General features: G+C 67.2%; 25 protein-coding genes, 3 tRNA genes and 1 other RNA gene. 14 read left to right on the forward strand and 15 right to left on the reverse strand.

The features are described from left to right. Positions 1-138: 138 nt before the first annotated feature. Both SM754_RS19950 and SM754_RS19955 read right to left on the reverse strand, forming a co-directional pair. Positions 139-1431 (reverse strand): MBL fold metallo-hydrolase, encoded by a 1293-nt coding sequence (locus SM754_RS19950; RefSeq protein WP_323677897.1) that lies wholly within the window; start codon positions 1429-1431, stop codon positions 139-141. A 109-nt stretch (positions 1432-1540) separates the two neighbouring features. Further along, positions 1541-2197: a DUF502 domain-containing protein gene (locus SM754_RS19955; protein ID WP_323677898.1), complete on the reverse strand. Its 657-nt coding sequence runs from the start codon at positions 2195-2197 to the stop codon at positions 1541-1543. A gap of 72 nt (positions 2198-2269) precedes the next feature. Between SM754_RS19955 and SM754_RS19960 the strand changes: the two genes are divergently transcribed. Both SM754_RS19960 and SM754_RS19965 read left to right on the forward strand, forming a co-directional pair. Beyond that, positions 2270-2791 (forward strand): DUF21 domain-containing protein, encoded by a 522-nt coding sequence (locus SM754_RS19960; RefSeq protein WP_323677899.1) that lies wholly within the window; start codon positions 2270-2272, stop codon positions 2789-2791. 99 nt (positions 2792-2890) lie between these two features. Next, complete coding sequence (locus tag SM754_RS19965; RefSeq protein WP_323677900.1) at positions 2891-3790, forward strand: diacylglycerol/lipid kinase family protein; 900 nt, start codon at positions 2891-2893, stop codon at positions 3788-3790. Positions 3791-3824: 34 nt separating this feature from the next. On the opposite strand, the gene SM754_RS19970 is transcribed toward SM754_RS19965, so the two are convergent. Together SM754_RS19970 and SM754_RS19975 are read right to left on the reverse strand one after the other, a co-directional pair. After that, positions 3825-4397, reverse strand: a complete 573-nt coding sequence (locus SM754_RS19970; RefSeq protein ID WP_323677901.1) for a DoxX family protein — start codon at positions 4395-4397, stop codon at positions 3825-3827. 237 nt (positions 4398-4634) lie between these two features. After that, the gene (locus SM754_RS19975) at positions 4635-4955 is read right to left on the reverse strand and encodes a WNWW family protein (RefSeq protein WP_501993833.1); all 321 of its coding nucleotides are present in this window, start codon (positions 4953-4955) and stop codon (positions 4635-4637) included. A 252-nt stretch (positions 4956-5207) separates the two neighbouring features. Here SM754_RS19975 and SM754_RS19980 point away from each other — a divergent pair, with 252 nt between their 5' ends. The 3 genes from SM754_RS19980 to SM754_RS19990 all read left to right on the forward strand — a co-directional run bounded on the left by SM754_RS19980 (position 5208) and on the right by SM754_RS19990 (position 6729). Beyond that, a complete protein-coding gene (locus tag SM754_RS19980; RefSeq protein WP_323677903.1) occupies positions 5208-5612 on the forward strand; it encodes a 30S ribosomal protein S6e in 405 nt (134 codons plus the stop codon). 122 nt (positions 5613-5734) lie between these two features. Beyond that, complete coding sequence (locus SM754_RS19985; RefSeq protein WP_323677904.1) at positions 5735-6172, forward strand: DUF7112 family protein; 438 nt, start codon at positions 5735-5737, stop codon at positions 6170-6172. A gap of 104 nt (positions 6173-6276) precedes the next feature. Beyond that, on the forward strand, positions 6277-6729 hold the full coding sequence (locus SM754_RS19990; RefSeq protein WP_323677905.1) for a DUF5807 family protein: 453 nt from the start codon (positions 6277-6279) through the stop codon (positions 6727-6729). A gap of 45 nt (positions 6730-6774) precedes the next feature. Here the strand turns inward: SM754_RS19990 and SM754_RS19995 are convergent, their stop codons facing one another. Then, positions 6775-7344, reverse strand: a complete 570-nt coding sequence (locus SM754_RS19995) for a cysteine hydrolase family protein (RefSeq protein ID WP_323677906.1) — start codon at positions 7342-7344, stop codon at positions 6775-6777. Between the two features lie 235 nt (positions 7345-7579). On the opposite strand from SM754_RS19995, the gene SM754_RS20000 reads away from it, so the two are divergent. The 3 genes from SM754_RS20000 to SM754_RS20010 all read left to right on the forward strand — a co-directional run bounded on the left by SM754_RS20000 (position 7580) and on the right by SM754_RS20010 (position 11745). After that, positions 7580-9112: an Hvo_1808 family surface protein gene (locus SM754_RS20000; RefSeq protein WP_323677907.1), complete on the forward strand. Its 1533-nt coding sequence runs from the start codon at positions 7580-7582 to the stop codon at positions 9110-9112. A 63-nt stretch (positions 9113-9175) separates the two neighbouring features. Continuing rightward, positions 9176-10516, forward strand: coding sequence for an Hvo_1808 family surface protein (locus SM754_RS20005; protein ID WP_323677908.1), 1341 nt, complete (start codon positions 9176-9178; stop codon positions 10514-10516). An 83-nt stretch (positions 10517-10599) separates the two neighbouring features. Beyond that, positions 10600-11745 carry a nicotinate phosphoribosyltransferase gene (locus tag SM754_RS20010; protein WP_323677909.1) on the forward strand — a complete coding sequence of 382 codons (1146 nt, stop codon included), beginning with the start codon at positions 10600-10602 and terminating at the stop codon, positions 11743-11745. A gap of 213 nt (positions 11746-11958) precedes the next feature. On the opposite strand, the gene SM754_RS20015 is transcribed toward SM754_RS20010, so the two are convergent. Then, positions 11959-12564 (reverse strand): TIGR00296 family protein, encoded by a 606-nt coding sequence (locus SM754_RS20015; RefSeq protein WP_323677910.1) that lies wholly within the window; start codon positions 12562-12564, stop codon positions 11959-11961. 94 nt (positions 12565-12658) lie between these two features. On the opposite strand from SM754_RS20015, the gene rnpB reads away from it, so the two are divergent. Together rnpB and SM754_RS20025 are read left to right on the forward strand one after the other, a co-directional pair. Further along, positions 12659-13031: RNase P RNA component (gene rnpB, locus SM754_RS20020), an RNA gene on the forward strand. 115 nt (positions 13032-13146) lie between these two features. Continuing rightward, entirely contained in the window at positions 13147-13725 is a 579-nt protein-coding gene (locus SM754_RS20025; RefSeq protein ID WP_323677911.1) for a class I SAM-dependent methyltransferase, read from the forward strand. 9 nt (positions 13726-13734) lie between these two features. Here the strand turns inward: SM754_RS20025 and SM754_RS20030 are convergent, their stop codons facing one another. From SM754_RS20030 to SM754_RS20050, 5 genes are all read right to left on the reverse strand, one after another. After that, positions 13735-14838: an aminopeptidase gene (locus tag SM754_RS20030; protein WP_323677912.1), complete on the reverse strand. Its 1104-nt coding sequence runs from the start codon at positions 14836-14838 to the stop codon at positions 13735-13737. Positions 14839-14932: 94 nt separating this feature from the next. Then, entirely contained in the window at positions 14933-15067 is a 135-nt protein-coding gene (locus SM754_RS20035; RefSeq protein ID WP_323677913.1) for a hypothetical protein, read from the reverse strand. A gap of 73 nt (positions 15068-15140) precedes the next feature. Further along, a tRNA-Ile gene (locus SM754_RS20040) sits at positions 15141-15268 on the reverse strand. Positions 15269-15335: 67 nt separating this feature from the next. Beyond that, entirely contained in the window at positions 15336-16073 is a 738-nt protein-coding gene (locus SM754_RS20045; RefSeq protein WP_323677914.1) for a homing endonuclease associated repeat-containing protein, read from the reverse strand. A gap of 165 nt (positions 16074-16238) precedes the next feature. Then, positions 16239-16311, reverse strand: a tRNA-Asn gene (locus SM754_RS20050). 152 nt (positions 16312-16463) lie between these two features. Here SM754_RS20050 and cca point away from each other — a divergent pair. After that, complete coding sequence (cca, locus tag SM754_RS20055; RefSeq protein ID WP_323677915.1) at positions 16464-17852, forward strand: CCA tRNA nucleotidyltransferase; 1389 nt, start codon at positions 16464-16466, stop codon at positions 17850-17852. A gap of 22 nt (positions 17853-17874) precedes the next feature. On the opposite strand, the gene SM754_RS20060 is transcribed toward cca, so the two are convergent. From SM754_RS20060 to SM754_RS20075, 4 genes are all read right to left on the reverse strand, one after another. Then, on the reverse strand, positions 17875-18885 hold the full coding sequence (locus SM754_RS20060) for a histone deacetylase family protein (RefSeq protein ID WP_323677916.1): 1011 nt from the start codon (positions 18883-18885) through the stop codon (positions 17875-17877). A gap of 7 nt (positions 18886-18892) precedes the next feature. Continuing rightward, positions 18893-19324, reverse strand: coding sequence for a histone (locus tag SM754_RS20065; protein WP_323677917.1), 432 nt, complete (start codon positions 19322-19324; stop codon positions 18893-18895). Positions 19325-19463: 139 nt separating this feature from the next. After that, on the reverse strand, positions 19464-20933 hold the full coding sequence (locus SM754_RS20070) for a single-stranded DNA binding protein (protein ID WP_323677918.1): 1470 nt from the start codon (positions 20931-20933) through the stop codon (positions 19464-19466). 209 nt (positions 20934-21142) lie between these two features. After that, complete coding sequence (locus tag SM754_RS20075; RefSeq protein WP_323677919.1) at positions 21143-21658, reverse strand: hypothetical protein; 516 nt, start codon at positions 21656-21658, stop codon at positions 21143-21145. Between the two features lie 154 nt (positions 21659-21812). On the opposite strand from SM754_RS20075, the gene SM754_RS20080 reads away from it, so the two are divergent. From SM754_RS20080 to SM754_RS20090, 3 genes are all read left to right on the forward strand, one after another. Next, positions 21813-21885 (forward strand) — tRNA-Arg (locus SM754_RS20080). A 193-nt stretch (positions 21886-22078) separates the two neighbouring features. Further along, on the forward strand, positions 22079-23197 hold the full coding sequence (locus SM754_RS20085) for a tyrosine-type recombinase/integrase (protein ID WP_323677920.1): 1119 nt from the start codon (positions 22079-22081) through the stop codon (positions 23195-23197). Positions 23198-23199: 2 nt separating this feature from the next. Then, positions 23200-23466, forward strand: coding sequence for a hypothetical protein (locus SM754_RS20090; RefSeq protein ID WP_323677921.1), 267 nt, complete (start codon positions 23200-23202; stop codon positions 23464-23466). Positions 23467-24989: the final 1523 nt, after the last annotated feature.

The raw sequence follows: 24989 nt of genomic DNA on the forward strand, positions 1-24989 counted from the left end.
CGGGAGTGCGGTCGCGACGACCGCGTGTCGAGTGCCCTCTAGCCGTCACGCGACCATAACCACCGGGATTTACATCGAAACACTCGGAGATTATGGGGGTTTAGAATTGAACCGCTTGCTGGTCGGGGTGGTCGCCGGTCACGTCGAGTGCGTCTCGCCGACGGCGGGCGCGCTCGCGTCGTAGCCGTCCGCGCGGAGGTCGTCGGCGAAGCGCTCGCAGTCGTCGCCGTGGTTCACCAGTATCTCGCTGTCGCGGTAGGCGTCGAGGAACGCGCGGAGGCCGGCCTCGTCGGCGTGCGCGGAGAAGTCGTACTGCTCGACCTGCGCGCTCACGGGGATGCGGCGCCCGTCGAACTCGGCGCTCCCGGTCTCCAGGAGGTCGCGCCCCGGCGTCCCCTCGACCTGGTGGCCGGTCATCGCGACCGCGTTCGTCGGGTTCGGGGCGACCTCGGGGACGTACGTCATCGCGGGGCCGCCCGAGAGCATCCCGCTCGTGGTGACGATGGCGGCCTTCTGGTCGGTGATGCGCTTGCGCTGGCCGTCGCGACCGGTGACGAACCGGGCGTGGCTCGTCGCGCGCTGGAGCGCGTCCGGGTCGCGGACGAACTCGGGGTAGTTCCCGAGCATCCGCGTCACCGACTTCCCCATGCCGTCGACGTAGCACGGGACGTCGTGCGCCTCGCAGACGAGCAGCATCTCCTGGGTGCGGCCGATGGCGAACGCGGGCACGACGACGGTCCCGCCCTCCCAGAGGGTCTCCTCGACGCTCCGCGCGAACCGCTCCTCGACCTCGCCGCGGGGGTCGTGGCTGACGCCGTAGTACGTGCTCTCGCAGATGACCACGTCGGCGTCCGGGCGCGCGGTCGTCCCCGGGACGAGGCGCTGTCCGCTCGCGGGCGCGTCGCGTCCGTTCGCGCGGCCCGCGGCGGCTTCGCCGCCACGACGGTCGTCGACGTGGAAGTCGCCCGTGTACAGCAGTCGCGTCTCCCCGTCGTCCACGAGCACGTGCGCGCTCCCGGGGATGTGGCCGGCGTCGAAGAAGGTCACCTCGTACCCGGCGGCGTCGAACGGCTCGCGGTAGCCGTGCGTGCGCGACACCTGCGTGAGCCGCTGGACGTCCGTCTCCGTGAACGGACACTGCAGGGTGCCACCGTGGAGCTTGAGGGTGTCGCGGGCGAGCGTGAGCGCGAGTTCGCGCGTCGGCGGCGTCCAGTGCACGGGCGGCCGCGCCGCCCCCGAGAGGAGCGCGGGGACGGCACCGGCGTGGTCGAGGTGCCCGTGGCTGACGACGACCGCGTCCGGGTCCGGCGTCTCGACCGGCGTCCGCATCGGCGTCCCCGTCAGCAGCCCGAAGTCGAGCAGGAGCGAGTCGTCGACGAGGATGGCACTCCGACCGACCTCGCGGGCACCACCGAGGAACCGAACGTCCATGTTGACGGGGCTAGCGCCCGGCGCCGCTTGGGTGCGTCGCTTCCGCGCGGACGACACCGCCCCGGTGAGCTATCGATGGGACCGACGGAGAACCGCTCGCGCTCGCCGGTCAGTCCGCGTCGACGAACGCGTTCGGGTCGGTGGTGACGGGCGTCGGGCCGTCGTCGCCGACGCCGGTCGTGACGACGAGGCGCATCCCGCGGCGGACGCTCATGTCGATCTCGTGGACCTGACTCTCGGGGAGGAGCACGAGTCGCCCGGCGGTCGGATTCGGGCTGTTCGGCAGGAAGACGTTGTACACCTCGCCGCCGGCGAACGACTCGACCGCGTTCGGGCTCTCGCCCGTGACGAGCCCGATCGAGTACACGCCCTCGCGCGGGTACTCGACGAGCACGACGCTCTCGTAGGCGGTGTTGCGTTCCACGAGGGAGTCCGCGACCTGTCGGACGCCGCCGTAGATGGTGGAGAACAGCGGGATGACGTTCACGATACGGCCGACGCGCCCGAACAGCTGTCGGCCGACGCTCCTGTTCGCGACGAATCCGAGGAGGACGACGCTTCCGACGATGAGGACGACCGCGAGGAGCTGTGCGGCGACCTCGACGTCGCCCGTGTACTGCGTGAGTCGCGTCCCGCGGACGACCGGGTCGACGAACTGGAGCGACCAGCCGACGAGCACCCGGAGCACGTACAGCGTCAGGACGAGCGGCGCGACGAGTATCATCCCGGAGACGAAACTGCGCTTGAGCGCGTTCGTGATTCGCATACCGTGTCTCAGCGCGCGGGAGTGTAAACCGTGCCGGGGGCTTTGATGCGGCCGGGGCGAGAGGTGACCGGTATGAACGAAGTGACGACGCTCGTCCCGTCGCTGCTCGCCGTCGCCGCGCTCGTCGCCGTCAGTGCACTGTTCTCCAGCAGCGAGTCCGCGCTGTTCTCGCTCACCGACGACTGGGTGACCGGACTCGCTGCCGACGGCGAATCGACCGACGAACGCGCGCTCGACGCGCTCCTCGACGACCCGCACCGACTGCTCGTCACGATACTCGTCGGGAACAACGTCGTGAACGTCGCCATCTCCAGCATCGTCACGCTCCTCGTCGTCGAGGTCGTGCCCTCCGGCGTCGCGGTCGTCGTCGCGACGCTCGCCGCGACCGTCCTCGTCCTCGTGTTCGGCGAGATCGTCCCGAAGGCGTACGGGCTCGGGCACGCGGAGACGTGGAGCCTCCGGGTCGCCCGCCCGCTCGCGCTCGTCGAGCGCGCGCTCGGCCCGGTCGTGACCGTGTTCGACGAGAGCACGCGCTGGCTCACGGGCCTCGTCGGCGGCGACCAGGGCATCGAGGAGCCGTACCTCGACGAGTGACCGGTTCGACGACCCGCACCGACTGCTTCCAGCTCGCTCCCGGCGCCGTCGGGTTCGAGAGTCGATGGAATTACGCCCGCGGCGGCCGTGTCGTCGTGCGTGTACCAGGGGTCGCGTCGCGCGGTCGTGAATCCGGTGAGTGGTAGTGGCGACCACGCGGACTACGTCGAGCGGTTGCTCGCGGGCCGCGGGTTCGACGTCGAACGCACCGAAGGAGCGGGAGACGCGGTCGCGTTCGGCCGGCGGGCGGTCGCGGACGGCGTCTCGGAGGTGTGCGTCTGCGGTGGCGACGGCACGATCAACGAGGTCGTTCGCGGGCTCGCTGACGCCGGTGGACTCGGGGACGTGACGCTCTCGGTCGTCCCCGTCGGGACCGCGAACCTCCTCGCTGGGAACGTCGGCGTCGCCGACGTCCGGAGCGGCGTCGAGATCGCGGACACCGGCGAGGTGCGGAGCGTCGACGTCGGGTTCGCGGACGACGAACCGTTCCTCGTCTCCACCATCGCCGGGTTCCCCGCGGACGCGAGTCTCTCCGCGAGCAGCGACCTGAAGGCGCGCCTCGGGCCGCTCGCGTTCGTCGTCACGGGCGCCCAGGAGGCGTTCGAGTGGGACGGTCTCGACATCGAACTGGAGGCCGTCACCGGGTCGGGGACCGAGCGGTGGACGGGTGACGCCCTCTGTCTGCTCGTCGGGAACGCACGCCGGTTCGTCGCCGAGGGCGGCCAGGGCGACATGGAGGACGGCGTGTTCGACGTCGCGGTCGTCGAACAGATGCCGGCGACGAACGTCGTCGCCGAAGCGCTCGGCCAGCGCCTGCTCGGACAGGACACGCCCGGCGTCACGCACCTGCAGGCGAGCGACCTCCACGTCACCGCGAACCAGGCGATACGGTTCAGTCGCGACGGCGAGCTCGCCGAGCACGACGGGCTGGACCTGTCGGTCCGCGAGCGCGCGCTCGACCTCCGCGTCGGCGACGCCTACGACCCCGACCCGGTCTGACCGGAGGCGGTAGCCGACCGGTGGCCGCGGCCGACTACCCGAGGAGGTACTTCAGCCAGCGGTTGTTCCTGACGACGCTCGTGTCCTCGATGTAGCTGTCGAGCCCGAGGATGCGGCCGGCGCCGAACGCACCGAGGCCGAACAGGAGGACGGCGTACACGATGTGGTCGTCGACGACCCAGCCGTGCGCGAGCGGGAGCCCGGCCATGAGGCCGCCTTCGAGCGCTGCCGCCCAGTAGAACAGCATCATGATCGCGCCCCAGAACGCACTGAATCGGACGAACGCGCCGAGGATGAGCGCGGCCCCCGCGAGTGTCAGCCCCCACATGTTGAGGATGTCGATGAGGCCACTCCCGGCCATGTCCGCCCACATCCCCATGAACGGGTTGCCTTCGGGGACGGCGTTCTGGAGGTAGCCCGCCGCCGTCCAGTTGTTCGCGGGGTCCCCGTCGAGGTACGTGACGAGCTTCGTCACGCCACCCTGGAAGAGCACCCATCCCATCACGACCCGCATCAGGAACATCGAGTACCCGACCCAGTGCTCCGAGTATTCGAACGTGACGCCGCGACCGAAGATCTCCGTCTCGAGTCTGTCTTGAGTTGCCATGCATGTGGGCTGTCACCAACCAACGATATAACTGATGCAGTTCTTTCATATCCGGGGAGGGCGGTAGAACTGTCCTAACTCTCGGAAATACTCGGTGAAGGTGTTGACGAACGAAATCTCGACCCGGGGAACCGAACGAGTTAGGATTCCAAACAGGGTCGGAAGCGCCGGTCGTCCCCGGGTTCACCTGGGTGGTCGATCCGGTCGAACGACCGCTCGTGCAACGCCACTGTCATGCTACCGGTACGGGTCCTTCCCGACGTCCGGCGGGCGGCGGATGGTGAACTGCGCGTACCGGTTCCCGTACGCGAGCGCGAGCGACCCGACCCACCAGTTCCAGCGTTCGACCGCGTCCGTGCACTTCGCGGGCGCGTCAGAGAGATGGTCGACGATGGCGTCGACGGTCAGGTCCTCGCCGACGTCCTCGCGATAGTACCCGCTGTCCCGGAGGTCGACGGCCTGCCGGACGACGACGCGGGACTCGCCGCCGTACTCGCGTTCCAGCGCCAGCTCCAGGCGACCCGGTTTCACGACAGGAGATACGAGTACTAGGCACATACGTGCGTCGGCTGCCCGACTCCGGAAGCATCCGGTGGCCGCCAGGCCGCCGGTTCCAGTGCGGTGACGGTGCGGTGACGGTAGCAGTGCGGTGACGGTGCGGTGGCGGTTGCGGAGCGGTCGCGGTGCAGTCGCGGTGCGGTGGCGGTCGCGGAGACGCTGCGGGAACGGGGGTAGCGCGTTGGTTCGCGTCGATGTGGCTGCGAGCCGGGTTTCGATGGTGTTTTTTACGCGCTCCGTGTGGGTCCCGGTATGCCCAGTTTCAACGTCGTAGTTGGAGACCCCGAGTCCGGGCTTGCGCACCAGCTCGAGGTCGATGGACAGGACGCGAATCGCTTCGTCGGGAAGACGATCGGTGACGAGGTCGACGGTAGTGCCCTCGGCCTCGACGGCTACACGCTCGAGATCACGGGCGGGAGCGACGAGGCCGGTCGTCCGATGAGCGGGAACGTCGCCGGCCCGGACCTCAAGGAGGTCCTGATGAAGGAGGACGGCGTCGGCTACAACCAGGACCGCGACGGGAAGCGAAAGCGCCTGACGGTCCGTGGGAGCGAGGTCAGTGACGCGGTCGTCCAGATCAACGTCACGGTCGCCGAAGCCGGTGAGGAGTCCGTCGAGTCCCTCCTCGGGCTCGCGGACGACGAAGACGACGAGTAACGACGGTCCCGAGTTCGGTGCGTCGTAGTTCTCCTGAGGGCGTCGCCCTCGGCGCGCACCGCGCTCTTGTCTCTCGAACCCGATAGCGACGGGTTTAGGCGTCGGCGTCACTCATAGGGGGTATGGCCGACCGCGTTTCTTCGGATGCCGTGCCGACGATACGAGCGACGCTCGTGAAGCACGGTGCGATGGATCGGTTGCGGGTGGAGATCCCTGGCGACGAGATGGACAGGTTCCCGTCTGGGGACGTGGTGCGGGTCGTCGTCGACGGCGACACCCGACACTCGGAGGTCAAGCGACATCTGACCGACGACACGTACCTGCTCGCCGGGGCGTTCGACACGCCCGACGGCGCGCGCGACCGCTCGGGCGAGGACCGACTGGCGGCGTGGTGCGAGGACGTGAACCGCCAGCCGGGCGGGTCGGTGCTCGTGGACGTCGTCGAGGAGGGGTTCCTGTACGGGTTGCGTGCACCAGGTGAACGGTCGTTCTACACGGACCACGAGGCGCCCGACGAGAGTCTATCTGACATCGCGGAGCAGGTCGAGAACCGGGAGTGACTGCGGGCGCGCCGGCGGTGGCGTGGTCGTCGACGTGACTTGGGTCGTCCTGCGAGCGCGGGGAACACGCGGAGTTTTTCAGCCTCGGCCGTCGAGTACGTCCCATGACTGACGTCGAAGCGCGCCGGGAGGCGTTCCTCGCCGGCGACCGACCGGACGACGTGGCGATCTACCTCGCGGACGACTACGTGGACGACCTCGGGCGTCTCGAGAAGTACGGCGTTCGCACCGCCGATGGTATCGTCATCGTCGTCGACGGCGAGAGCGGCCGGAACGCGTTCCACGCCGCTACCGGGATGGACGCGATGAACTTCGCGCAGGGCGCCATGGGGACCGAGAGCCCCATCGGGCACGACCTCACGACCGGTGACTGTCCCGACGCGGAAGACGACTCCGACGCCGAGCACGTCGTCGAGTTCGTGTTCGCGTTCAGCGAGGACGAGAAGGACGACGAGGAGTTCGACGGGCTCTACACCGAAGGCGACGTCGTGCACGCGTACGCTCACTGCACGTGCGGGACGTCGTACTCGGACAAGTGGCTCGCCGCCGACGACTGACGCGGCCGCCACGAACCGACCGACGGCCCGCCCGACGAACCGGTTTCAGAAGGTGACGTCGTCGGCGTCGACGACCTCGCCGAACAGCCAGTCGGCGTGCTCGAGCGCGTACTCCTTGTGGCCGTCCTCGATGGCGCCGATGGCGTCCTCGACGAGCACCGGCCGGTAGTCCCGGAGGCCCGCGGACCCGGCTGTATGGAGGACGCAGACGTTCGCGAGCGTCCCACAGAAGACGAGGTCGTCGACGCCGCGCGCGGACAGCCAGCCGTCGAGCTCGGTCTCGTGGAACGCGTCGTACGTGTGCTTCTCGAGGACGTGGTCGTCGTCGTGCACGTCGAGTTCGTCGACGAGTTCGGCGTCCCAGGAGTTCTCGAGGACGTGCTCGCCCCACTGCTCGAACTCGTCGTAGTAGTGCGCGTCGTCGAACTGCTCGGGCGGATGGACGTCGCGCGTGAACACCACGCGGACGCCGGCGTCGTGCGCCCGGTCCACGAGCGCGCTGACCGGGTCGACGGCAGCTTCGCTCCCGGGCGCGTAGAGGCTTCCGTCGGGGTGACAGAACCCGTTCTGCATGTCGACCACGACGAGCGCGGCGGACTCGGAATCTGCGTGCATACTCGAACGTCCGCCCGCCTCCCCCCTAATCCTTCGGCTCCACCAGGCGCCCACCCGGATGCGTCCAATCCTTCGGCTCCACCAGATGCCCACCCGGATGCGTCCAATCCTTCGGCTCCACCAGACGCCCACCCGGATGCGTCACGTCGGACGCGACGACCGCGATGCCGGTCGGTAGCCCATTCACGTCGCTCCGACCGGGCGTTTCTTTAATTCGTAGTCCCGGTTGTTACGCATGAAGCGACTGGCAACTGTTCTCGTGGTCCTCGCCGTCGTCCTCGCCGGCTGTAACGCCCCGGGCGGCCCCGCGGCGACGACCGACGGTGCGACCGACGCGACCACGGTCCCCGACACGACCAGTACAGCGCCGGGCACGACGACCACGAGCGGCGACGACGCACCCGCCGACCCGAGCGAGGATGTCCTCGGGTGGGAGGACGGCGTCTGGGCGAACGAATCCATCGACGTCGACCAGTCCGACGGCCTCACCGACGCTGAGATCGAGGCGTTCGTCTCCCGTGCGATGGCGCGCGTCGAGGTCATCCGGAACAAGGAGTTCAAGCAGCGCGTGCCCGTGGACGTCGTTCCGCGCAGCGAGTACGCGAACCAGTCCAGTGGCGCGGGCACGCCGAAAGCGCAGTCCGACTGGAACAACCAGGTCTGGGAGGCGTTGTTCATATCCAGCGAGGAACGCAACGTCACCCAGGAGCTCTCGCAGTTCTACTCCTCGGGCGTCGGCGGGTACTACAGTTCGACCGAGGACGCCATCGTCATCATCTCGGACAACCCGGAGACGCCGGTCATCAGTAACGCCACGCTCATCCACGAGCTCCAGCACGCCCTCCAAGACCAGTACTTCAACCTGAGTCAGTCCACGTACAGCGCACCGACGCAGGACGCGGGACTCGCCGTCGACGGTATCGTCGAAGGCGACGCGAACTACGTCGAGTACGTGTACGAGGACTACTGCGTGAACGGCACGTGGGACTGCGTCGCAACACCGTCCTCTGGCGGTGGCGGCGGCGAGTTCAACTTCGGTATCTACGTCACGGTCTTCAATCCGTACGCCGATGGCCCGAACTACGTCGACCGCCTGAAGCAAGCCGGTGGCTGGGAGCTCGTCGACGAGGCGATGCGGAACCCGCCCGCGTCCACCGAGACCGTCATCCACGCGCGGACGTCGGACGAGGCGGAACCGCCTGCGACCATCGACTACGAAGACACCGCGACCGATGGTTGGCGGACGTTCCAGGGACAGGGCGTCGACGGCTACGATACCGTCGGCGAGGTGTCGATCTACTCGATGTTCTGGTACGCGTCCTACCCCGAGCGCGCTGGCGGCCTCGGGCTGGACATCGTCGACTGGCGCGCGCTCTTCACCGCCGACGGCGAGTTCGACCTCTACAACTACAGCGCCCCGCCGTCGGACGGCTGGGCCGGCGACCGCGTGTATCCGTACACGTCCGCGAACAGCGACGAGGACGGCTACGTGTGGGTGACCGAGTGGGACACCCAGCGGGACGCCGAACAGTTCCGGGCAGCGTACCTCCAGGTCCTGAACGGTCTCGGCGCCGAACGGGTCGACGAGAACACGTGGACGGTCTCGGGGAACGCGTACGCGGACTCGTTCCGCGTCGTCGTCGACGGGACGCGCGTCGTCGTCGTGAACGGCCCGAACGTCGACGCCGTCGACGCCATCAAGCCCGAGTACGCGTCCGGGGCGACGAACGCGACCGCGCCGACGAACGCCGTCCGGGTCGGCGCCTGACTCGCGCACTCCCGGGTCTCGATTCACCGCATCGTTTTGTTCGCGCGTCACCAAGTGCCCGTGATGCGTCGTCTCCTCGTCGCACTTGCGCTCGTCACCGTCGTCGCGCTCGCGGGTTGTTCGGCACTCCTCGACGTCGGCGGTATCGAGGAACCGGAGTCGAATCGCCCGGACCCGAACGAGGACGTCATCGGGTGGGAGGACGGGTACTGGTGGAACGACTCCGTCGCGGTCACCGCGAACGACGGCCTCTCGAAGGCGGAACTCGAGGTCGTGAGTGCGCGCATGACGGCGCGAATCGAGCGCATCCGCGGGCACGAGTTCACCGAGGACGTCCAGGTGCGAGTGCTCTCGCGCGACGAGTACCGGTCGGGCGGTACCGACGACCCGCAGGGGACGCCGACCGAGGAGCAACTCTGGGAGGCGACGTTCGTCGTCGGCGAGGACGCGGGCGTCACGGCGGCGTTCGACGAACTGTACGGGTCCGCTGTCCAGGGGTACTACACGAACGGCCGGATCGTCGTCATCGGGAGCGGGTCGGACCTCGGTATCTCGCGAGCGACGCTCGTGCACGAACTCGAGCACGCGCTCCAGGACCAGCAGTTGACGCTCCGGGTCGACGGTCGGACGCGCGACGCGACGCTCGCCGGCCGCGGCATCGTCGAAGGTGACGCGAACTACGTCGAGCACGTGTACGAGCAACGGTGCGCGAACGGGACGTACGACTGCATCGACGCCCCCGACAGCGAGGGGGGCGGTGGCGCGCCGGCGTACAACCGCGGGCTGTTCGCGTCGACGTTCGTCCCGTACGCGGAAGGGTCGACGTTCGTCGCGGCGCTCCACGACCGCGGTGGCTGGGACGCGGTCGACGCCGCGTTCGACGCACACCCCGAGAGCACCGAACAGGTCATCCACCCGGACGCGTACCCCGAGGAACGCCCCGACGAGGTCGTCGTCGACGACCGGTCGAACGCCGCGTGGAGTCGCGTCGGCAGCCCGCAGGTCGTCGGGGAGGCGACCACGTACGCGATGTTCTGGTTCAACGGCCAGATACCGAACGCTCACTACACGAGCAACGACGACCCGCTCTCGCGGTTCACGTACGACCACCCCATCACGGCCGGCTGGGGTGGCGACCGTCTGGTCGCGTACGAGAACGACGGCGAGTACGGCTACGTCTGGGAGACGACGTGGGACACGGAGGCCGATGCGCGCGAGTTCGTGGACGCGTACCGCGACCTCCTCGCGTCGAAGGACGCGACGGCTCGCGGCGATGGCGTGTTCGTCGTCCGCGAGGGCGCGTTCGCGGACGCGTTCCGCGTCGTCCGCACCGGCGACACCGTCCTCGTCGTGAACGCGCCGACCGTCGGCGCGCTCGACGGCGTGCACGAGCCGCGGAACTGACTGGTCGACGACGAACGCGACCGTCGGCTCGTCGTGCACGACGGGACCGACTCGCTTTTCGGCGGGCCGCTCGAAGCCCGCGTATGAGCGACACGTTCGACACGATCCCCGACGACGCCGTGCTGTCGGGGCGGGCGACGGACGCGTACTTCGACCGGACGGTCGAAGCCCTCGAGGGCGCCGGGCGGAACCCGCGCGTCGTCGCGGAGGTGACGGCGGACCAGTTCCCGGACGGCGAGTTCGAGGCGTTCGCGGGCGTGAGAGACGCCGCGGCGCTCCTCGAAGGCCGCGACCTCGACGTCCACGCGCTCCGCGAGGGACGGCTGTTCGACGGCGGCCCCGTGATGCGGATCACGGGCGACTACCTCGAGTTCGCGCGCCTGGAGACGTCGCTACTCGGCTACCTCTCGCACGCGAGCGGGTTCGCGTCCGCCGCACTCGACGTGCGACGTGCGGCGCCCGAGTCGAACGTGCTGAGCTTCGGCGCACGCCACGTCCATCCGAGCATCGCGGCGGTCGTCGAACGGAGCGCGCTGCTGGCGGGCCTGGACGGGTTCAGTCACGTCGCCGCGGGCGACGTCCTCGGTCGCGACGCGAGTGGGACGATGCCGCACGCACTCGTGCTGTGTTTCGGGCGCGGGAACCAGGAGGCGGCGTGGCGGGCGTTCGACGACGCGGCGCCCGCGGACGTCCCGCGGATTGCGCTCTGCGACACGTTCACCGACGAGAAGGACGAGGTGCTGCGGGCGGTGGATGCGCTCGGCGACGACCTGGACGGCGTCCGCCTCGATACCACGGGGAGTCGCCGCGGGGACTTCGAGCACATCGTCCGCGAGGTCCAGTGGGCGCTCGACGCCCGCGGGCACGACGACGTCGACGTCTTCGTCTCGGGCGGGCTCGGCCCCGCGGCGCTCCGCGAGCTACGGGACGTCGTGGACGGGTTCGGCGTCGGGAGCGCCATCACGGACGCGAACTCCGTGGACTTCTCGCTCGATATCGTCGCGGTCGACGGCGAGCCCATCTCGAAACGTGGGAAGCTCGGCGGCGTCAAGCAAGTGTACCGCACCGACGACGGCGCGCATCACGTCGGGCTCGCGGACCGCCCCGGCCCGACCGACGGCACGCCGCTCCTCGAACCGCTGCTCGACGACGGCGACGTCGTCCGCGAGTTCGACCTCGGGGACGCGACCGACCGGTGTCTCGCCGACGCCCGCCGCGTCGACTACTGACTCCCGTCGCTCACGGCAGTCGCTCGCGTCGAATGGCGAGCAGGCGACTCGTCACGGCCGCTGGCGTCGACGCGAGTCGCACTCCCGCCTGGACGTCGACGTACCGACGCGTCTGGCACGCCGACCGTCGCCGCGGCTCCCTACTTGAACGCTCGCAGTAGAACCAGCACTCGGAGGCGTCGACCGCTATTCCTGCACGCTTCCCGTCGACCGCTAGCGGAGCTCCTGCACGCTCCCGTTGGGTTCGCGCTCGCGGAACACCTGGCCGTCGAAGAGCGTGACCATGACGTCCTCGCGTTCGTACGCGTTCGGCGCCAGGCCGGCCTTCCGGCAGACGCGAGCGAGGTACTCCTCGGCGCTCCAGCCGTTCTCGAGGGGCACGGTCGGGTACAGCCACCCGGACTCGGTGCCGGTGTCGATGGCGGCGCCGTGGCGACCGATCTCGATATCGGCGACCGGGTCGTCCGTCAGGACGACGTTGTTCACGTAACACAGCGAGACGGTGAGGTTGTCGAGCTCCGAGGGCGTGATCTCGGAGCCACACGAGTCCTCGCTCGCCGCTTCGATGGCGGCGTCCACGATGACGTGACCGACGCGTTCGTCGCTCTCGTAGCCACCCGCGCACCCGCGGAGGCTCCCTCGGCCGCGAGTGGATTCCAGGCGGACGAACGCACCAGTTCGCTCGTAGAAGGCATCACGCATACTCCCGGGTTGTTCGCGCTGCCCGTTGACGACGAACGACTCGACGGATTCGCGAGCGAGCTCGACGGCTCGCGCGCCGTCATCGTACGAGAAACTGGCGGTTGTCGCCTTCGACATACACCTATCACGGGGAGGAACGCTCTTGAACGCTTTCGTTTCGGTTCGAGCGGTCACCGCAGGAGTTATCCACGCCAGTGGTCTACGTCCAGTCGGTAGAGAGAGCCCGGCCACCGCTGCCCTTCGCGGGGCGAGCGAGGAAAGTCCCCCCACCGTCCGGGCAGGCGACTGGACGCAAGTCCAGAGCGGGAGACCGCTGGCGCTGGAACAGAAACGAGACCACTCGCCGCGAGCGATGAGGTGCGAGCGGTGACGCGAGTCACCGCCCGGCGCGAACGGCGCGAGCCGTGAGCGCGCGAACCGACCCGCGAGGGAAGGGAGCTAACCCACCGAGCCTCGACCGGCGAGAGCGGATGGAACGGCGAATCCTCGCCGGTGCAAGTCCACACCACAAGGTAGCTCGGACACGGATGTGGACGCTCAGCCGAATGCCGGGCCGAACAGAAGGGGGCTTACTCCTCTCAACCTACGACCTTTCGTCGAGCGACGGCTGTGCGACTCGCGGTGCGGTCGCGGTGACGTGAACCGACCCCGTCTCAGCCACCCGAAAGATACCTGTCAGTCCGCCGGGAACGCGCTGTCATGGACGAACTCGCTCGCACCAGTCGAGCGTACGAGACCGACAGCGACGCGTTCGTCGACAAGTACGAGACCGAATCCATCGCCGCGCGTTTCTGGGACGACGTCGACCCGAAGTTCCCCGGCGACCGCATCCTCGACGTCGGCTGCGGTCCGGGGTCTGACACCGCGGCGTTCACCGACCGCGGCTACGACGTCGTCGGCATCGACCTCACCCGCGCGTTCGTCGAACGCGCCCACGACACCGTCGACGCCCCTCTCGTCCGCGGTGACATGCGCACGCTCCCGTTCACCGACTCGACCTTCGACGGCGTCTGGGCGTGCGCGAGCCTCCTCCACGTCCCCCGCCGCGACGTCCCCGGGACGCTCCGCGAGTTCCGTCGCGTCCTCGACGCACCCGGCGCGCTCGTCGCCACCCTCAAACGCGAAGGCACCGACCGGCACGCGGACGACGACCGGTACTTCGAACGCTACGCTAGCGACGACGTCCACGCCCTCGCCACCGACGCCGGCTTCGCCGACGTCACCGTCGAACCGAGCGGCGACCGCTGGCTCCAACTCACCGCGAAGACGGACGCCTAACGCGCCGTCCTACGCCTGCGCGTCGAAGTCGTCTTCCCACCGGAAGACGCCGTTGCGCTGGACGACCTCGCCGTCGACCTCGAGCCGCGACTCCTCGCTCACGTCCGTGATCATGTCCACGTGCACCGCCGACTCGTTCCCCGACTCGCCCTCGGGCAGGTTCGCGTCGTACGCACGCCCGACCGCCATGTGGACCGTATCACGCATCTTCTCGTCGAACAGGATGTTGTCGGTGAACCTATCGATGCCCGGATTCATCCCGATGCCGAGCTCGCCGAGGCGACGCGCGCCGTCGTCGGTGTCGAGGATGTCCCCGAGCACGTCCTCGTTCACGCCCGCCGAGTACTCCACGACCTCGCCGTCCTCGAAGACGAGATGGACGTCCCGCACCTGCTTCCCGCGGAACGTCATCGGCACGTCGAACGACACCTCGCCCTCGGTATCGTACGGCGCCGTGAACACCTCCCCGCTCGGGAGGTTACTCGAGTTGTACGCGACGCTCGCCGCCGAGTTCACCGCCGTCCGCCCCTCCACCGACATCGAGACGTCCGTGTGGTCGCCGACGACCAGCCGCACCTCGCTCCCCTCGTCCAGCAGCTCCTTCATCCGCGCCATCTCATCCGCCAGCGCCTCCCAATCCCGGAGGATTGCGTCGTACACGAAGTCCTGATACGCCTCGTACGACATCTCCGCCTGCTGCGCGAGCGCTCGCGTCGGATGCAGCGTCGACACGTAATCCAGATCCATCCACGCCTCCCGCACCGCCTCCTCGGCCTTCGACTTCGCCGCACGCGTCTCCGCGTCCACGTCCACCGACGCACTCGCGTTCCGACTCGCCCTCAACCGCAACCCCACGTCCGCGTTCTCCACGAGCGCCAGCTCGTGCTCACCGACCTCGAACTCCCCCGGATGCGCTCGCAGATACGCACGACTCGCCTCCGCCGACGAGTACAACTGCACCATGTTCGCACCACGCTCCCCCACCGCCTCGGCCACCGCCACCGCCAATTCGTGCGCACCCTCACTCACCGACACCACCACGTCATCGCCCTCCTCGATGCGCGCACTCCACTCGACCAGTACCTCCGCGTGCTCGCGAACTCGGTCGTCCATACCAGACCACGCGCAGGCCATCCACAAAACCAGTCCGCATCCAGCACTCCCGAGCACGACCCCGCACCACCGCCACCGAGCGCTGACGCTCGCGCTACGCCTTCGCGACCGTGTAGTTCGTCCCCACCTCGTTCATGTTCAACTCGTCAGCCCGCCGCTTCGCCGACTTCCGGTCACCGAACGGCCCCTCCACCTCGCGCGAACCCACCATCACGTAGTACTCGCTCATCGACCCCCCCTATCCATCCCACGACAAAGAGTCTCACGGCTCAGTGCGCGAAGAAATCGAAGCACGACGAGGATGGGCCCTGGCGGATTTGAACCACCGATCGCCCGGTGTCCCACAGTCTTGACACCCACGCCACCGCGCCGTTTGTGTCAAACAACTGATATGAGCCGGGTGCTTTGAACCAGACTAAGCTAAGGGCCCTCTATCGGCGATTGCGGACAGACCCTCTTGAGTCTGCCGGATACGCACAACCCCGTTGTCCGAGCAGTCACCGTTCGCCACGGTCTGCACCGATTTCGGTGAGCAGGTCGTCCGCACTCTCGACGACGACGCAATCCAGCCCCGCCCGGGCGTAGTGTTCGAGTTTCCGCTCGAAGTCCGCCTCGTTCGGACGCTCTCCGTCAGCGAACCCGTTCACCTCCACCCAGCGGTCGAACTCGGGCAGGTAGAAGTCGCCGCGCCAGTTCGTCTCCGGCAGTTCCGGATGGACCTCGTACGCCACGCCCCTGTCGTCCAGCGCAGCCGCGACCTGCAGCTCCAGACGACTGTCAAGGGTCGCTCCCTGCGGGCCCTCACACGACTCGCCGTACCGTTCGCCAGCGTCGACGTTCGCACGCTCGCAGGCCTCGGACCACGACCCGAACCGCTCCTTGATTGTATCGTCACCGTAGGCCCCTCGCTCGGCGTACTGGCGTGACGTGAGATGCTCGCTCTCGACCGCCTGCTGGACCGCACGGAGGTCCTGCAGCATCTTCCACGTCTCCTCCGGCCCGTACTCTCCCACCTCCCCTCGTTCCAGTCCGGCGTCTTCGAGGAGGTCGTTCCAGCTGCCATCGAGTCGCTTGTAGATCGGTTTGATCGACCGGAAGCGGTCGTCGTTCGCCGCCTCCTCGGTCGTCGGCGCCTCGCCGTTCTCGGCGGCGTACGCCAGCACCGCCTCCCGTAGACTCGCGTACTTCGCCTCGTCGGTTGCCGCAGTATGCTGGTTCCCGTAGAACTCACCCATCGACCGTACTCTCGTACCAGACGAGCATAAACTACTCAAATTAAGAACATGTTGGTTCGATTGATGTCGCCACTAGCGTCGGTCGATTCGGGAGCGCGTATCTGTGGCGTCGAGTGTGCTGCGAGGGAGAGACCGGTAGCTACGTGGTGGTTGGTGTGGGAGAAGCGCCGTCGCCAGGACTCGAACCTGGGACAACCACGTTAACAGCGTGGTGCTCTACCATCTGAGCTACGACGGCTTCTGCAATACTGTGTTGTCGCGGGTCGCTGTATAGGGCTTTCGTTTCGCCGTCGGGCGTGTGGGGGTGTGTCGCGCGGTTTGGGCGTGGTCTCCGTGGGTGGATGGGGTGGTTTCGATGGGTTTTCCGTGGGACGCGGCGAGTGGTGGTGTATGAGCGACGAGTCCGAGGCTGCTGGCGACGACGCGTTCGAGCGGGTGGTGGGCGAGGTGCGCGAGTGGGTGGATCCGGACGACGCGGAGTGGGCGCGGATGCGCGAGGTCGCGGACGCGCTCGTGGCGCGCGCGAAGGGCGCGGTCGCGGACCTGTGCCCGGAGCCGGACGTGATGCAGGTCGGGTCGACGGCGCGCGGGACGTGGATCGCTGGTGACCGTGACGTGGACCTGTTCGTGCGGTTCCCGCCGGACGTGGCTCGCGAGGACCTCGAGGCGTGGGGGCTGGAGGTCGGGCACGCGGTCCTGCCGGAGGGCCGCGAGGAGTTCGCCGAGCATCCGTACGTCAAGGGCGAGTACGAGGGGTTCGACGTGGACTGCGTGCCGTGTTATCGCGTCCCGTCGGCGGCGGACATCCGGTCGGCGGTCGACCGGACGCCGTTCCACAACGAGTACCTCGAAGCGCGACTGGACGACGACCTCGCCGCGGACGTCCGCGTCACGAAGCAGTTCCTGAAGGGCGTCGGCGTGTACGGGAGCGACCTGAAGACGCGCGGGTTCTCGGGATACGTCACCGAACTGCTCGTCCTCGAGTACGGCGGGTTCCGCGAGTTCGTCGCGGCGGCCGCCGACTGGCGGCCGCCCGTGGAACTCGACCCCGAGGGGCACGCGGCGGCGTCGTTCGACGACGCGCTCGTCGTCGTCGACCCGACGGACCCGGAGCGGAACGTCGCCGCGGTGTGCTCGACGCGGAACGTCGCGCGCCTCCAGCATCACGCGCGAGCGCTCCTCGCGGAGCCGACCGTCGACCGATTCCGGTCGAACGACCCGAATCCGCTCGACGCGGCTGGCGTCCGCGAGCACGTCGCACGCCGCGGGACGACGCCGGTCGCGCTCGCGTTCACGCCGCCGGACCTCGTCGACGACCAGCTCTGGCCCCAGCTCCGCCGGTCGCTCGCGGGCGTCGTCGACGAACTGGACCGTCGCGGGTTCGACGTCCTGCGGTCGGCGGCGTTCGCGACCGAGGACCGCGACGCCGCGGCGCTGCTCGCGGAACTCGAGGTCGCCGAGCGCCCGACGGTGACGCGCCACGACGGCCCGCCGGTGCACGTCGACGCGCACGCGAAGGGATTCTACGAGACGTACGTCACCGACGAGGACGCGTACGGGCCGTTCGTCGACGACGACCGGTACGTCGTCGAACGCGACCGCGAGTTCACGACCGCCGTCGACCTCCTCGCGAGCGACGCCGTGTTCGACGTCCGTCTCGGCACGCACGTCGAGACCGCACTCCGCGAGGCGTACGACGTGCACGCCGGCGACGCGGTCGCGACGCTCGCCGACGACTTCGGCGTGGAGCTCGCGCGGTACTTCGACCCGGCTCCCTGACCGCGTCCGACTCGGCCACCCGTCAGTCGCCGAGGTCGTGGGTGTCGCGAGCGTCGTCGAGGAGCGCGCGGACGTCGTCGTCGACGTCCTCGTCGGTCGGGATGGGGTCGCGGCCGTCGAACGTCTCGTGGACCATCGCGACGCCCTCCGCGAGGACGTCGAGACCGTACCCGCCTTCGAGCACGAACCCGATTGGGGCGTCGACGGCGTCGGCGAGCGAGCGCAGTCGGTCGGTCATGATGGCGTACCCTTCCGTGGAGACGCGCATCCGCGAGATGGGGTCGTGGCGGTGCGCGTCGAACCCCGCGGACACCAACAGCAAGCCGGGGTCGTAGCGCTCGATGGCGGGCGCGACGACGTCCTCGATGGCGGCGGCGTAGTCGGCGTCGCCGGCGCCAGCGGGCAGCGGGAGGTTCAGCGTCGCTCCTTCGCCGTCATCCTCACCGATCTCGTCGACGTCGCCGGTGCCGGGGTAGAGCCCGGACTCCTGGAGGCTCGCGAAGAACACGCGGTCGTCGTCGTACCAGATGTCCTGCGTGCCGTTCCCGTGGTGGACGTCCCAGTCGACGACCGCGACGCGGTCGACGTCGCGCTCGTGCAGGGCGTAGTCCGCGGCGACCGAGACGTTGTTCACGAAACAGAACCCCATCGCGTCGGCCTCGACCGCGTGATGCCCGGGCGGGCGCCCGAGCGAGAACGGCGTGTCGCGTCCCTGGTCGCCGTCGAGCGCGCTCTCGGCGACCCACTGCGCGATCCCCGCGCTCTGGCGGATAGCGTCCCAGGACTCCTCGACCGCGACCGTGTCAGGGTCCCAGTCCCCGCCGCCGTCAGCGCAGAACTCGCGGAGCTCCCGGACGTAGTCGGCGTCGTGCACGCGCTCGATTGCGGCCAACTCCGCGGGGTCGGGCTCGACGTACGCGACGCCGTGCTTGCGTTTCAAGCCCTCGCGGATCGCGCGCAAGCGGTCGGGCGTCTCCGGGTGCCGAGGCCCGGTGTCGTGGTCGAGGCACGTCTCGCTGTAACCGAAGTTCATCTGGAGGTCACTCGAAGAGCGCGAAGTACGTCTCGATGTCTTCAGCCTTCACGGTACGTCTGTCGGCGTGTCGCGCGAGCGTCGCCGCCGCGCTCGCGACGTTGTCCGCGTAATCCTCGAGGATGTCCGCGAGCGCGATCCGGGCGTCCATCGACACGCGATACGAGTTCCCGATGTCGATGCGCGCGATGCGGTCCACGGGCGCGATCGGGAGTTCCAGGTCGTCGCCGTCGAGGTCGGCGGTCACGCCGAAGTCCGACGCCATCAGCGTCTTCCGACCGTCCTCGGTGGCGACCTCCGCGGCGTCCACGGCGAGGTCGGCGCCGTGCTCCTGGATGCGTCGCGCCAGCTCCTCGGCGGCACCGGCGCTCACGCGGAGCTCGCCTGCGTTCCGTCGAATGATCGTATCCACCGGCGCGAACGGCAACTCGACGCTCATACACACTTCCGGGTTCGGCCACGCCTTAGTAGTTTCCGTAAACGTAACGAGGACGACGGAGAACTCCCGTCGCGGACGCTCGACACGTAACGGGTCTGGTGGTTCGCGAGGGTCGCGAGCGCGATGCCCGCGACGCCGGTCAGACGACGTCGTCGGCGTCGACGCGCCCGTCGACGAGGTCGCCGCGCACGGTGACCTCCTGGCCGAGGTGGACGTCCGCGTCGGTGTCGACGCTCATCGTCTCCTCGCCGTCGTCGAGCACCACGGGATTCCCGGCCTGGACGACCGTCCCCGTGAACTCCACGCGCTCGCCGCTCTCGCGGGACTGCTGCTGTTGGGCGGTGACCGCACCACCACTCCCGTTCGCGGCCGCACCGCCGTCGTCCGACGACCCGCCCGCGGTCGACGCGTCACCGCCGTCGTCGCCGTCGTTCGCGAACGCGTCCAAGCCCGTCGCCTCGTCCGCACCCGACTCGGCAGCGTCGGCGGCCGCGCTCGTCGCGTTCCCGTCCAGCACCGTCACCGACGACCGCCAGCCCGCGCTCGCCTCCAGGTCGTCCTGCCAGCCGTCCTGTATCTCGACGTCGGCGAACGCCACGCGGTCCCCCGGCCCGATGTCGTAATCCGCCTTGTCGCCCCACAGCGCCACGCGGATGTCACCGGAGTCGTCCTGCACGCGCACGTTCCGAACCTGTCCCTCGCTCCCGTCGTCGCGGTCGAACGTCCGCTTCGGGTCCGACGACCGAACGACGCCCGCGACGTCCACGGTCGTATCGAGCTCCAGTTCCGCGATCGGGACCGACTCGGGCTCGTACGCGATCTCCTCGTCGAGGTCCTCGATGGCGCCGCGCTCCCCGACGTGCAGTTCGAGGTCGCCGTCGCGTTCACGCGTGTACCCGTCGACGACCTCGACGCTGTCACCGGCCGCGACGTCATCGACGGTCTCCGCTTGCCCGTCCCACATCGTCACGCGAACCCGTCCGGTCTCGTCGCCGAGCACGAGGTTCGCGACCTGCCCCTCGCTCCCGTCGTCGCGGTCGAACGTCCGCACCGACTCCGTATCCAGCACCTTCCCCTTCACGTTCACGTCCGACAACCCCAGGCTCAGGCCGTCGATCGTGCTCTCGCCGGAGACGTCGACGTTCACGTCCGTATCCGGCGCCGGTTCGACGTCGTCGACGTTCACCTCCACGCCGTTGTACCCCTCCTTCGGCCGCCCACCGACCTTGAGGACGTCACCGACCGCGAGCTCCTCCTCGGCCGCGTCCGCCTTCTCGTCCCAGAACGCCAGCCGGACGCTCCCCGTCTCGTCGGCGACCTCGACGTTGATGACGCGACCGTCCGGCTGGTCGTCGCCGTCGCGCTCGAACGCGCGCTTCTCGCCGACCGACGTCACCTTCGCGACGAACTTCACGTCCTCCATCCCCGGTTCGACGTCACTCACCCCCTCGACCTCGCCGTCCTCGAGTTCGTGCGCGACGAGCATCGCCGCGGACTCCTCGTCGGCGAGGCCACCCATCTGCTCGACCTTCGCCTCCACCGCCTCCCGGAACTCCTCGATGGAGACGTCTGTCTCGAGGTCCTCGTAGACGTCCTCTATCGCGCCCATAATCGTACGGTTTCGCAGGGTTGGCCGCCGCTTAAGCGTTGTCCTCTGGTCGTCTCGGCGACCGCGATACGTGGCGGTCGTCGACGAGTTCTCGACATCGACGACCCTTGCGTGCACCACTACAAGAACCCTCGGTCCGCGCGAGCACGCGTCGACTCGGCGACGACCCGCCGATGCTTACCGCCGTCAACGCGACGAACCGCCGGTCCCTAGCGCGTCGACTCGGCGACGACGGTCGTCTCGCCCTGCGCCTCGTGCGTGACCGTCACCGACTTCGGCACGCCGTTCTCCGTCCCGATACCGGCGGAGTACTCGACCATCCCGAGGCACTGCTGGCACGAATCCGCGTCCGTCTCCACCGCCTCCAGCGTCATCGTGAGCGCGCCGTCGTTCAACTCGACGTTCACGAACTTCGCCTCGTGACACGGGTCGCTCGCGGGGATCTTCCCGTCGACCGACGCCCCGCTGTCACCGAACGCGACCTCGGCGGTGTTCTCGGTCCCACACCCCGTACTCACCGTCTCCAACGACCGGTCACCGAGCGACATCGCCGCCTCGGTCGTCCCCGGCTCCGTCCCCGTCGGGTCCTCCGTCGTCGACTCGCCACCGTCGCCCTCGTCGGTCGTCGACCCGTCACCGTTCCCGGTCCCGTCGCTCAGACACCCCGCGACCGCGAGGGAGCCAGTCACCGCACTCGCCCGTTTCAAGACCGTCCGTCGCTTCATACCTCACCGAAAGACCCCTGATTTCAAAGCCCTTTCCCACGGTGAAAAATTACTTTCAGCCAGCCCCCGCGCTAGCAGCCCCCACGCGCCGCCCCGCGATTCCACCCACACACATCGTAACCCTCTTATGTACCACGGCGAAACGTAGAGATGAGTCCGGGTAGGGTAGTGGACTATCCTCTTGGCTTGCGGAGCCAGGGACCGGAGTTCAAATCTCCGTCCGGACGTTAGACGTCTACGCCGTCTCGCAGTTTTCGGCTGTGGCATGAACTGAGAAAAAGTCATGTCGCAAGCCAACCCACGTAACAACGAACACCGACCAGCCCGCCGTCTGGCGATTTCGGGAACGTGTCATACCAGGCGCAACCCCCGACGCCGTCTATCGATTTCCAAGCGCAAGCCAACTACCAGGGTGCGTGCATGAGCGAAACTCACGCCACCATCGAGGGTATCATCCTCGTTCCCGAACCCTCGCGCGCGGAACTCGATGACCGCCGACAACTCGACTACCAGGACCACCGCGAGAACCTGCTGGAGTGGCTGCTGGTATTCGGCAAGAACCCCAGCCACGCCGAAGGATACGCGACCGCGACCATCAAGAACACCGCCCAGCGTCTCGATGCGTTCTACCGCTGGGTCTGGGCCGAATATGACGGCTACACGACCGCCATCACGCACGACCACGCGGACGCGTACATGAAGGAACTCGCGAAGAGGGACCAGGGGAACTACACGCGAACGAACACCCAGAGTTCCATCAAGCGGCTGTTCAAATGGAAACATCACGAACGGGGCGGCGAACTGTGGGACCCCGAGATCGTCTTCACGGAACCGTCCGGAACGGGCGAGCCACGGGACTACCTCACGCGCGAGGAACGGGGTCGGATACGTCAGGCGGCCCTGGAGTACGGCTCCATCCCGACGTACGACAACCTCTCCCCCGAGGAGCGTTCCGAGTGGAAGGCGTACCTCGCCCAGCGACTCAGCAAACACAAGCGCGACGTCACGCCTGCGGACTGGGAGCGCGCGAACAGTTGGAAGTTCCCCAGCCTCGTCTGGACGAGCCTCGACGCTGGCCTTCGACCTGTGGAGGTTGAGCGCGCACGCACGACCTGGATAGACGTCGACAACGCAGTTCTCCGGATTCCCCGCGAGGAGAGTTCCAAGAACGACGGCAACTGGACTGTAAGCCTGCAGGAACGCACGGCCACCGCACTCGACCGCTGGCTCACCGAGCGCGAGCAGTACGACGACTACGCGGACACCGACGCCCTGTGGCTGACTCGCTTCGAGAACCCGTATCAGACCAACTCGCTCCGGCAAGTCCTCAAGCGACTGTTCAAGATCGCGGACATCCCCACGGAGAACCGCAAGGTGTCGTGGTACATGATCCGTCACTCTGTCGGGACCTACATGGCCCGCGAGGACGGCCTGGCCGCAGCTCGCGCACAGTTACGACACAAGTCCGTTCGGACGACCGCCCGATACGACAACGCACCGCCCGAAGACCGCCGCGACGCACTCGACCGTATGGGCTAATCATGGACGAAAACAATCACCCGGACATCGACAGGAAGCGCCTGCAAGAACTCATGAAAGAGTACGCCACCACTACCTCGCGCGAGGAAGAACGCGAGATCGAATCGAAGGTGCTGGCCGAAACCGTCTGGCGAATCGACAAGGACGGGGAGGTTGACAACTGGGTGTCCTTCACCAAGGCCGAGTGGAGATCGTTGATAGACAACGTCGAGCCACTCAACGAGAACGCGAAGATGCGACTCAGACAGCCGTTCATCAAGGGCCTGTAACTCACCCCGTCCTCGTTTTCGCCGGTCATCAACGGGAACGCCGCACCCTTCCATACGTCTGGTTACTCGGAATAGAGTAAAACCACCCAAATCGGACGCTACGCCAGTTATACTCCACTCCCTTTTATGCGCTATTCGGCATATCCAACCCCTGCTGACCGAAAACCGTTAGACAGCACCGCCCACACCCGTACAGCCCCGGACGGCCTCCCTACTGCGTTTGGCCGACAGAACGTAGGGAACACCTTCAGACCGACAGGAAAGCCGACAGGGAGTGCCACCGGGCCTCTGAGGGTGCCCCTGCAGGGGAACTCACGTCGACGGTGCTCCGTCGTGGACCGGTCTGCTATATGGCTATCACACTACCACTGTACCCCACTGGATACCCACTGTACTCCCTGTAATTGAGTTACAGTCAGTAAACCCTGTACTTCAACAGGAACTCCCGCTTACTTACAGTCCAAGACTGTCAGTACGGGGCTGTAAGTTAACCACACCGGCATAGATTTACCGGACGCACACCGGAATCCGGAGTGATTCTCTATTAATTGTTGAGAGTGGCATAGAACGGTTCACGTGCCGTGATGGAGCAACCAGTGAATCGGTAGATCGAGTTGAGAAATCTACCAGATTGCCACTAAGCTAACTTCTTTTATACAGGTTAGTGAAAACACAACCGGGTGGCGAGATGTCGTTCAAATCCCCCGTTCTCTCGCACCCTTTCCCGAGTGTTTAGTAGGCACGCCAATTGAACAGACTGTCCACTCCAGACGACTTGAAATCAACCGCTGCGAGCTGTTCTATGACATCCATGATTGGTTGTTGAGAACTGGAGTCTCAGAGCTTAGTACAGGGCCTGATGCGTCGACAAGGTTATTACCACTCGCCGCGTTACTATATTGAGAACAAGCCCCCGAGGCGTAGCCTTGGCCCGGCACTTGTCTGCGGTTTCTGAATAATCGATATTACTGACGAGTGAGGCTGTTCTACTACAAATTACAAAATAATGACATCTGTATCAAATACTGAACCTGTTGGGTCTTCCCCACTACTAAACAATGCGAGAGACCGGCTATCCCAAGCAATTCACCGAGGGTTCTCCAAGGGGAGTCCGGTTCTAATTGAAGCACTTCCATCCATCGGGAAGAGTTATGGAGTCGTCGCATGGGCCGCGGAGACCGGAAACCCGCTGACTGTCCTTACCGCTCGGCGCGATCTCTATACCCAGTGCGAGGATTGCTGCGAAGAACACGGGCTGTCGTACAAACGCCTGCCGTCGTTCCATGTGGATTGTGAAACCGCAAATGGGACTCACGGAACGGCCTGGGCTACCCGAGTCAACAAGGTCTACCAAGAGAAGAGCCTGTTCGGTGGTGAAATCCACGCATTTGCTAACGAACTATTCGGGGAGTCACTCCCATGTCAAGAAGACGGGGCGTGTTCGTTTGGTCGCGTTCAGATTAGCTGATTCCATGCGAAGGCGAATGATTTTAGCCACTCGTCAGCCGTTTCTGCCTTGGCGT

This window comes from Halorubellus amylolyticus (assembly GCF_034808145.1).
Taxonomy (GTDB): domain Archaea; phylum Halobacteriota; class Halobacteria; order Halobacteriales; family Natrialbaceae; genus Halorubellus.

What these genes read in the sequence shown, in the direction of transcription:
- SM754_RS19950 (WP_323677897.1), bottom strand. Translation starts at nt 1,431, where the DNA reads ATGGACGTTCGGTTCCTCGGTGGTGCCCGCGAGGTCGGTCGGAGTGCC.
- SM754_RS19955 (WP_323677898.1), bottom strand. Translation starts at nt 2,197, where the DNA reads ATGCGAATCACGAACGCGCTCAAGCGCAGTTTCGTCTCCGGGATGATA.
- SM754_RS19960 (WP_323677899.1), top strand. Translation starts at nt 2,270, where the DNA reads ATGAACGAAGTGACGACGCTCGTCCCGTCGCTGCTCGCCGTCGCCGCG.
- SM754_RS19970 (WP_323677901.1), bottom strand. Translation starts at nt 4,397, where the DNA reads ATGGCAACTCAAGACAGACTCGAGACGGAGATCTTCGGTCGCGGCGTC.
- SM754_RS19975 (WP_501993833.1), bottom strand. Translation starts at nt 4,955, where the DNA reads ATGTGCCTAGTACTCGTATCTCCTGTCGTGAAACCGGGTCGCCTGGAG.
- SM754_RS19980 (WP_323677903.1), top strand. Translation starts at nt 5,208, where the DNA reads ATGCCCAGTTTCAACGTCGTAGTTGGAGACCCCGAGTCCGGGCTTGCG.
- SM754_RS19985 (WP_323677904.1), top strand. Translation starts at nt 5,735, where the DNA reads ATGGCCGACCGCGTTTCTTCGGATGCCGTGCCGACGATACGAGCGACG.
- SM754_RS19990 (WP_323677905.1), top strand. Translation starts at nt 6,277, where the DNA reads ATGACTGACGTCGAAGCGCGCCGGGAGGCGTTCCTCGCCGGCGACCGA.
- SM754_RS19995 (WP_323677906.1), bottom strand. Translation starts at nt 7,344, where the DNA reads ATGCACGCAGATTCCGAGTCCGCCGCGCTCGTCGTGGTCGACATGCAG.
- SM754_RS20000 (WP_323677907.1), top strand. Translation starts at nt 7,580, where the DNA reads ATGAAGCGACTGGCAACTGTTCTCGTGGTCCTCGCCGTCGTCCTCGCC.
- SM754_RS20005 (WP_323677908.1), top strand. Translation starts at nt 9,176, where the DNA reads ATGCGTCGTCTCCTCGTCGCACTTGCGCTCGTCACCGTCGTCGCGCTC.
- SM754_RS20010 (WP_323677909.1), top strand. Translation starts at nt 10,600, where the DNA reads ATGAGCGACACGTTCGACACGATCCCCGACGACGCCGTGCTGTCGGGG.
- SM754_RS20015 (WP_323677910.1), bottom strand. Translation starts at nt 12,564, where the DNA reads ATGTCGAAGGCGACAACCGCCAGTTTCTCGTACGATGACGGCGCGCGA.
- SM754_RS20025 (WP_323677911.1), top strand. Translation starts at nt 13,147, where the DNA reads ATGGACGAACTCGCTCGCACCAGTCGAGCGTACGAGACCGACAGCGAC.
- SM754_RS20030 (WP_323677912.1), bottom strand. Translation starts at nt 14,838, where the DNA reads ATGGACGACCGAGTTCGCGAGCACGCGGAGGTACTGGTCGAGTGGAGT.
- SM754_RS20035 (WP_323677913.1), bottom strand. Translation starts at nt 15,067, where the DNA reads ATGAGCGAGTACTACGTGATGGTGGGTTCGCGCGAGGTGGAGGGGCCG.
- SM754_RS20045 (WP_323677914.1), bottom strand. Translation starts at nt 16,073, where the DNA reads ATGGGTGAGTTCTACGGGAACCAGCATACTGCGGCAACCGACGAGGCG.
- cca (WP_323677915.1), top strand. Translation starts at nt 16,464, where the DNA reads ATGAGCGACGAGTCCGAGGCTGCTGGCGACGACGCGTTCGAGCGGGTG.
- SM754_RS20060 (WP_323677916.1), bottom strand. Translation starts at nt 18,885, where the DNA reads ATGAACTTCGGTTACAGCGAGACGTGCCTCGACCACGACACCGGGCCT.
- SM754_RS20065 (WP_323677917.1), bottom strand. Translation starts at nt 19,324, where the DNA reads ATGAGCGTCGAGTTGCCGTTCGCGCCGGTGGATACGATCATTCGACGG.
- SM754_RS20070 (WP_323677918.1), bottom strand. Translation starts at nt 20,933, where the DNA reads ATGGGCGCGATAGAGGACGTCTACGAGGACCTCGAGACAGACGTCTCC.
- SM754_RS20075 (WP_323677919.1), bottom strand. Translation starts at nt 21,658, where the DNA reads ATGAAGCGACGGACGGTCTTGAAACGGGCGAGTGCGGTGACTGGCTCC.
- SM754_RS20085 (WP_323677920.1), top strand. Translation starts at nt 22,079, where the DNA reads ATGAGCGAAACTCACGCCACCATCGAGGGTATCATCCTCGTTCCCGAA.
- SM754_RS20090 (WP_323677921.1), top strand. Translation starts at nt 23,200, where the DNA reads ATGGACGAAAACAATCACCCGGACATCGACAGGAAGCGCCTGCAAGAA.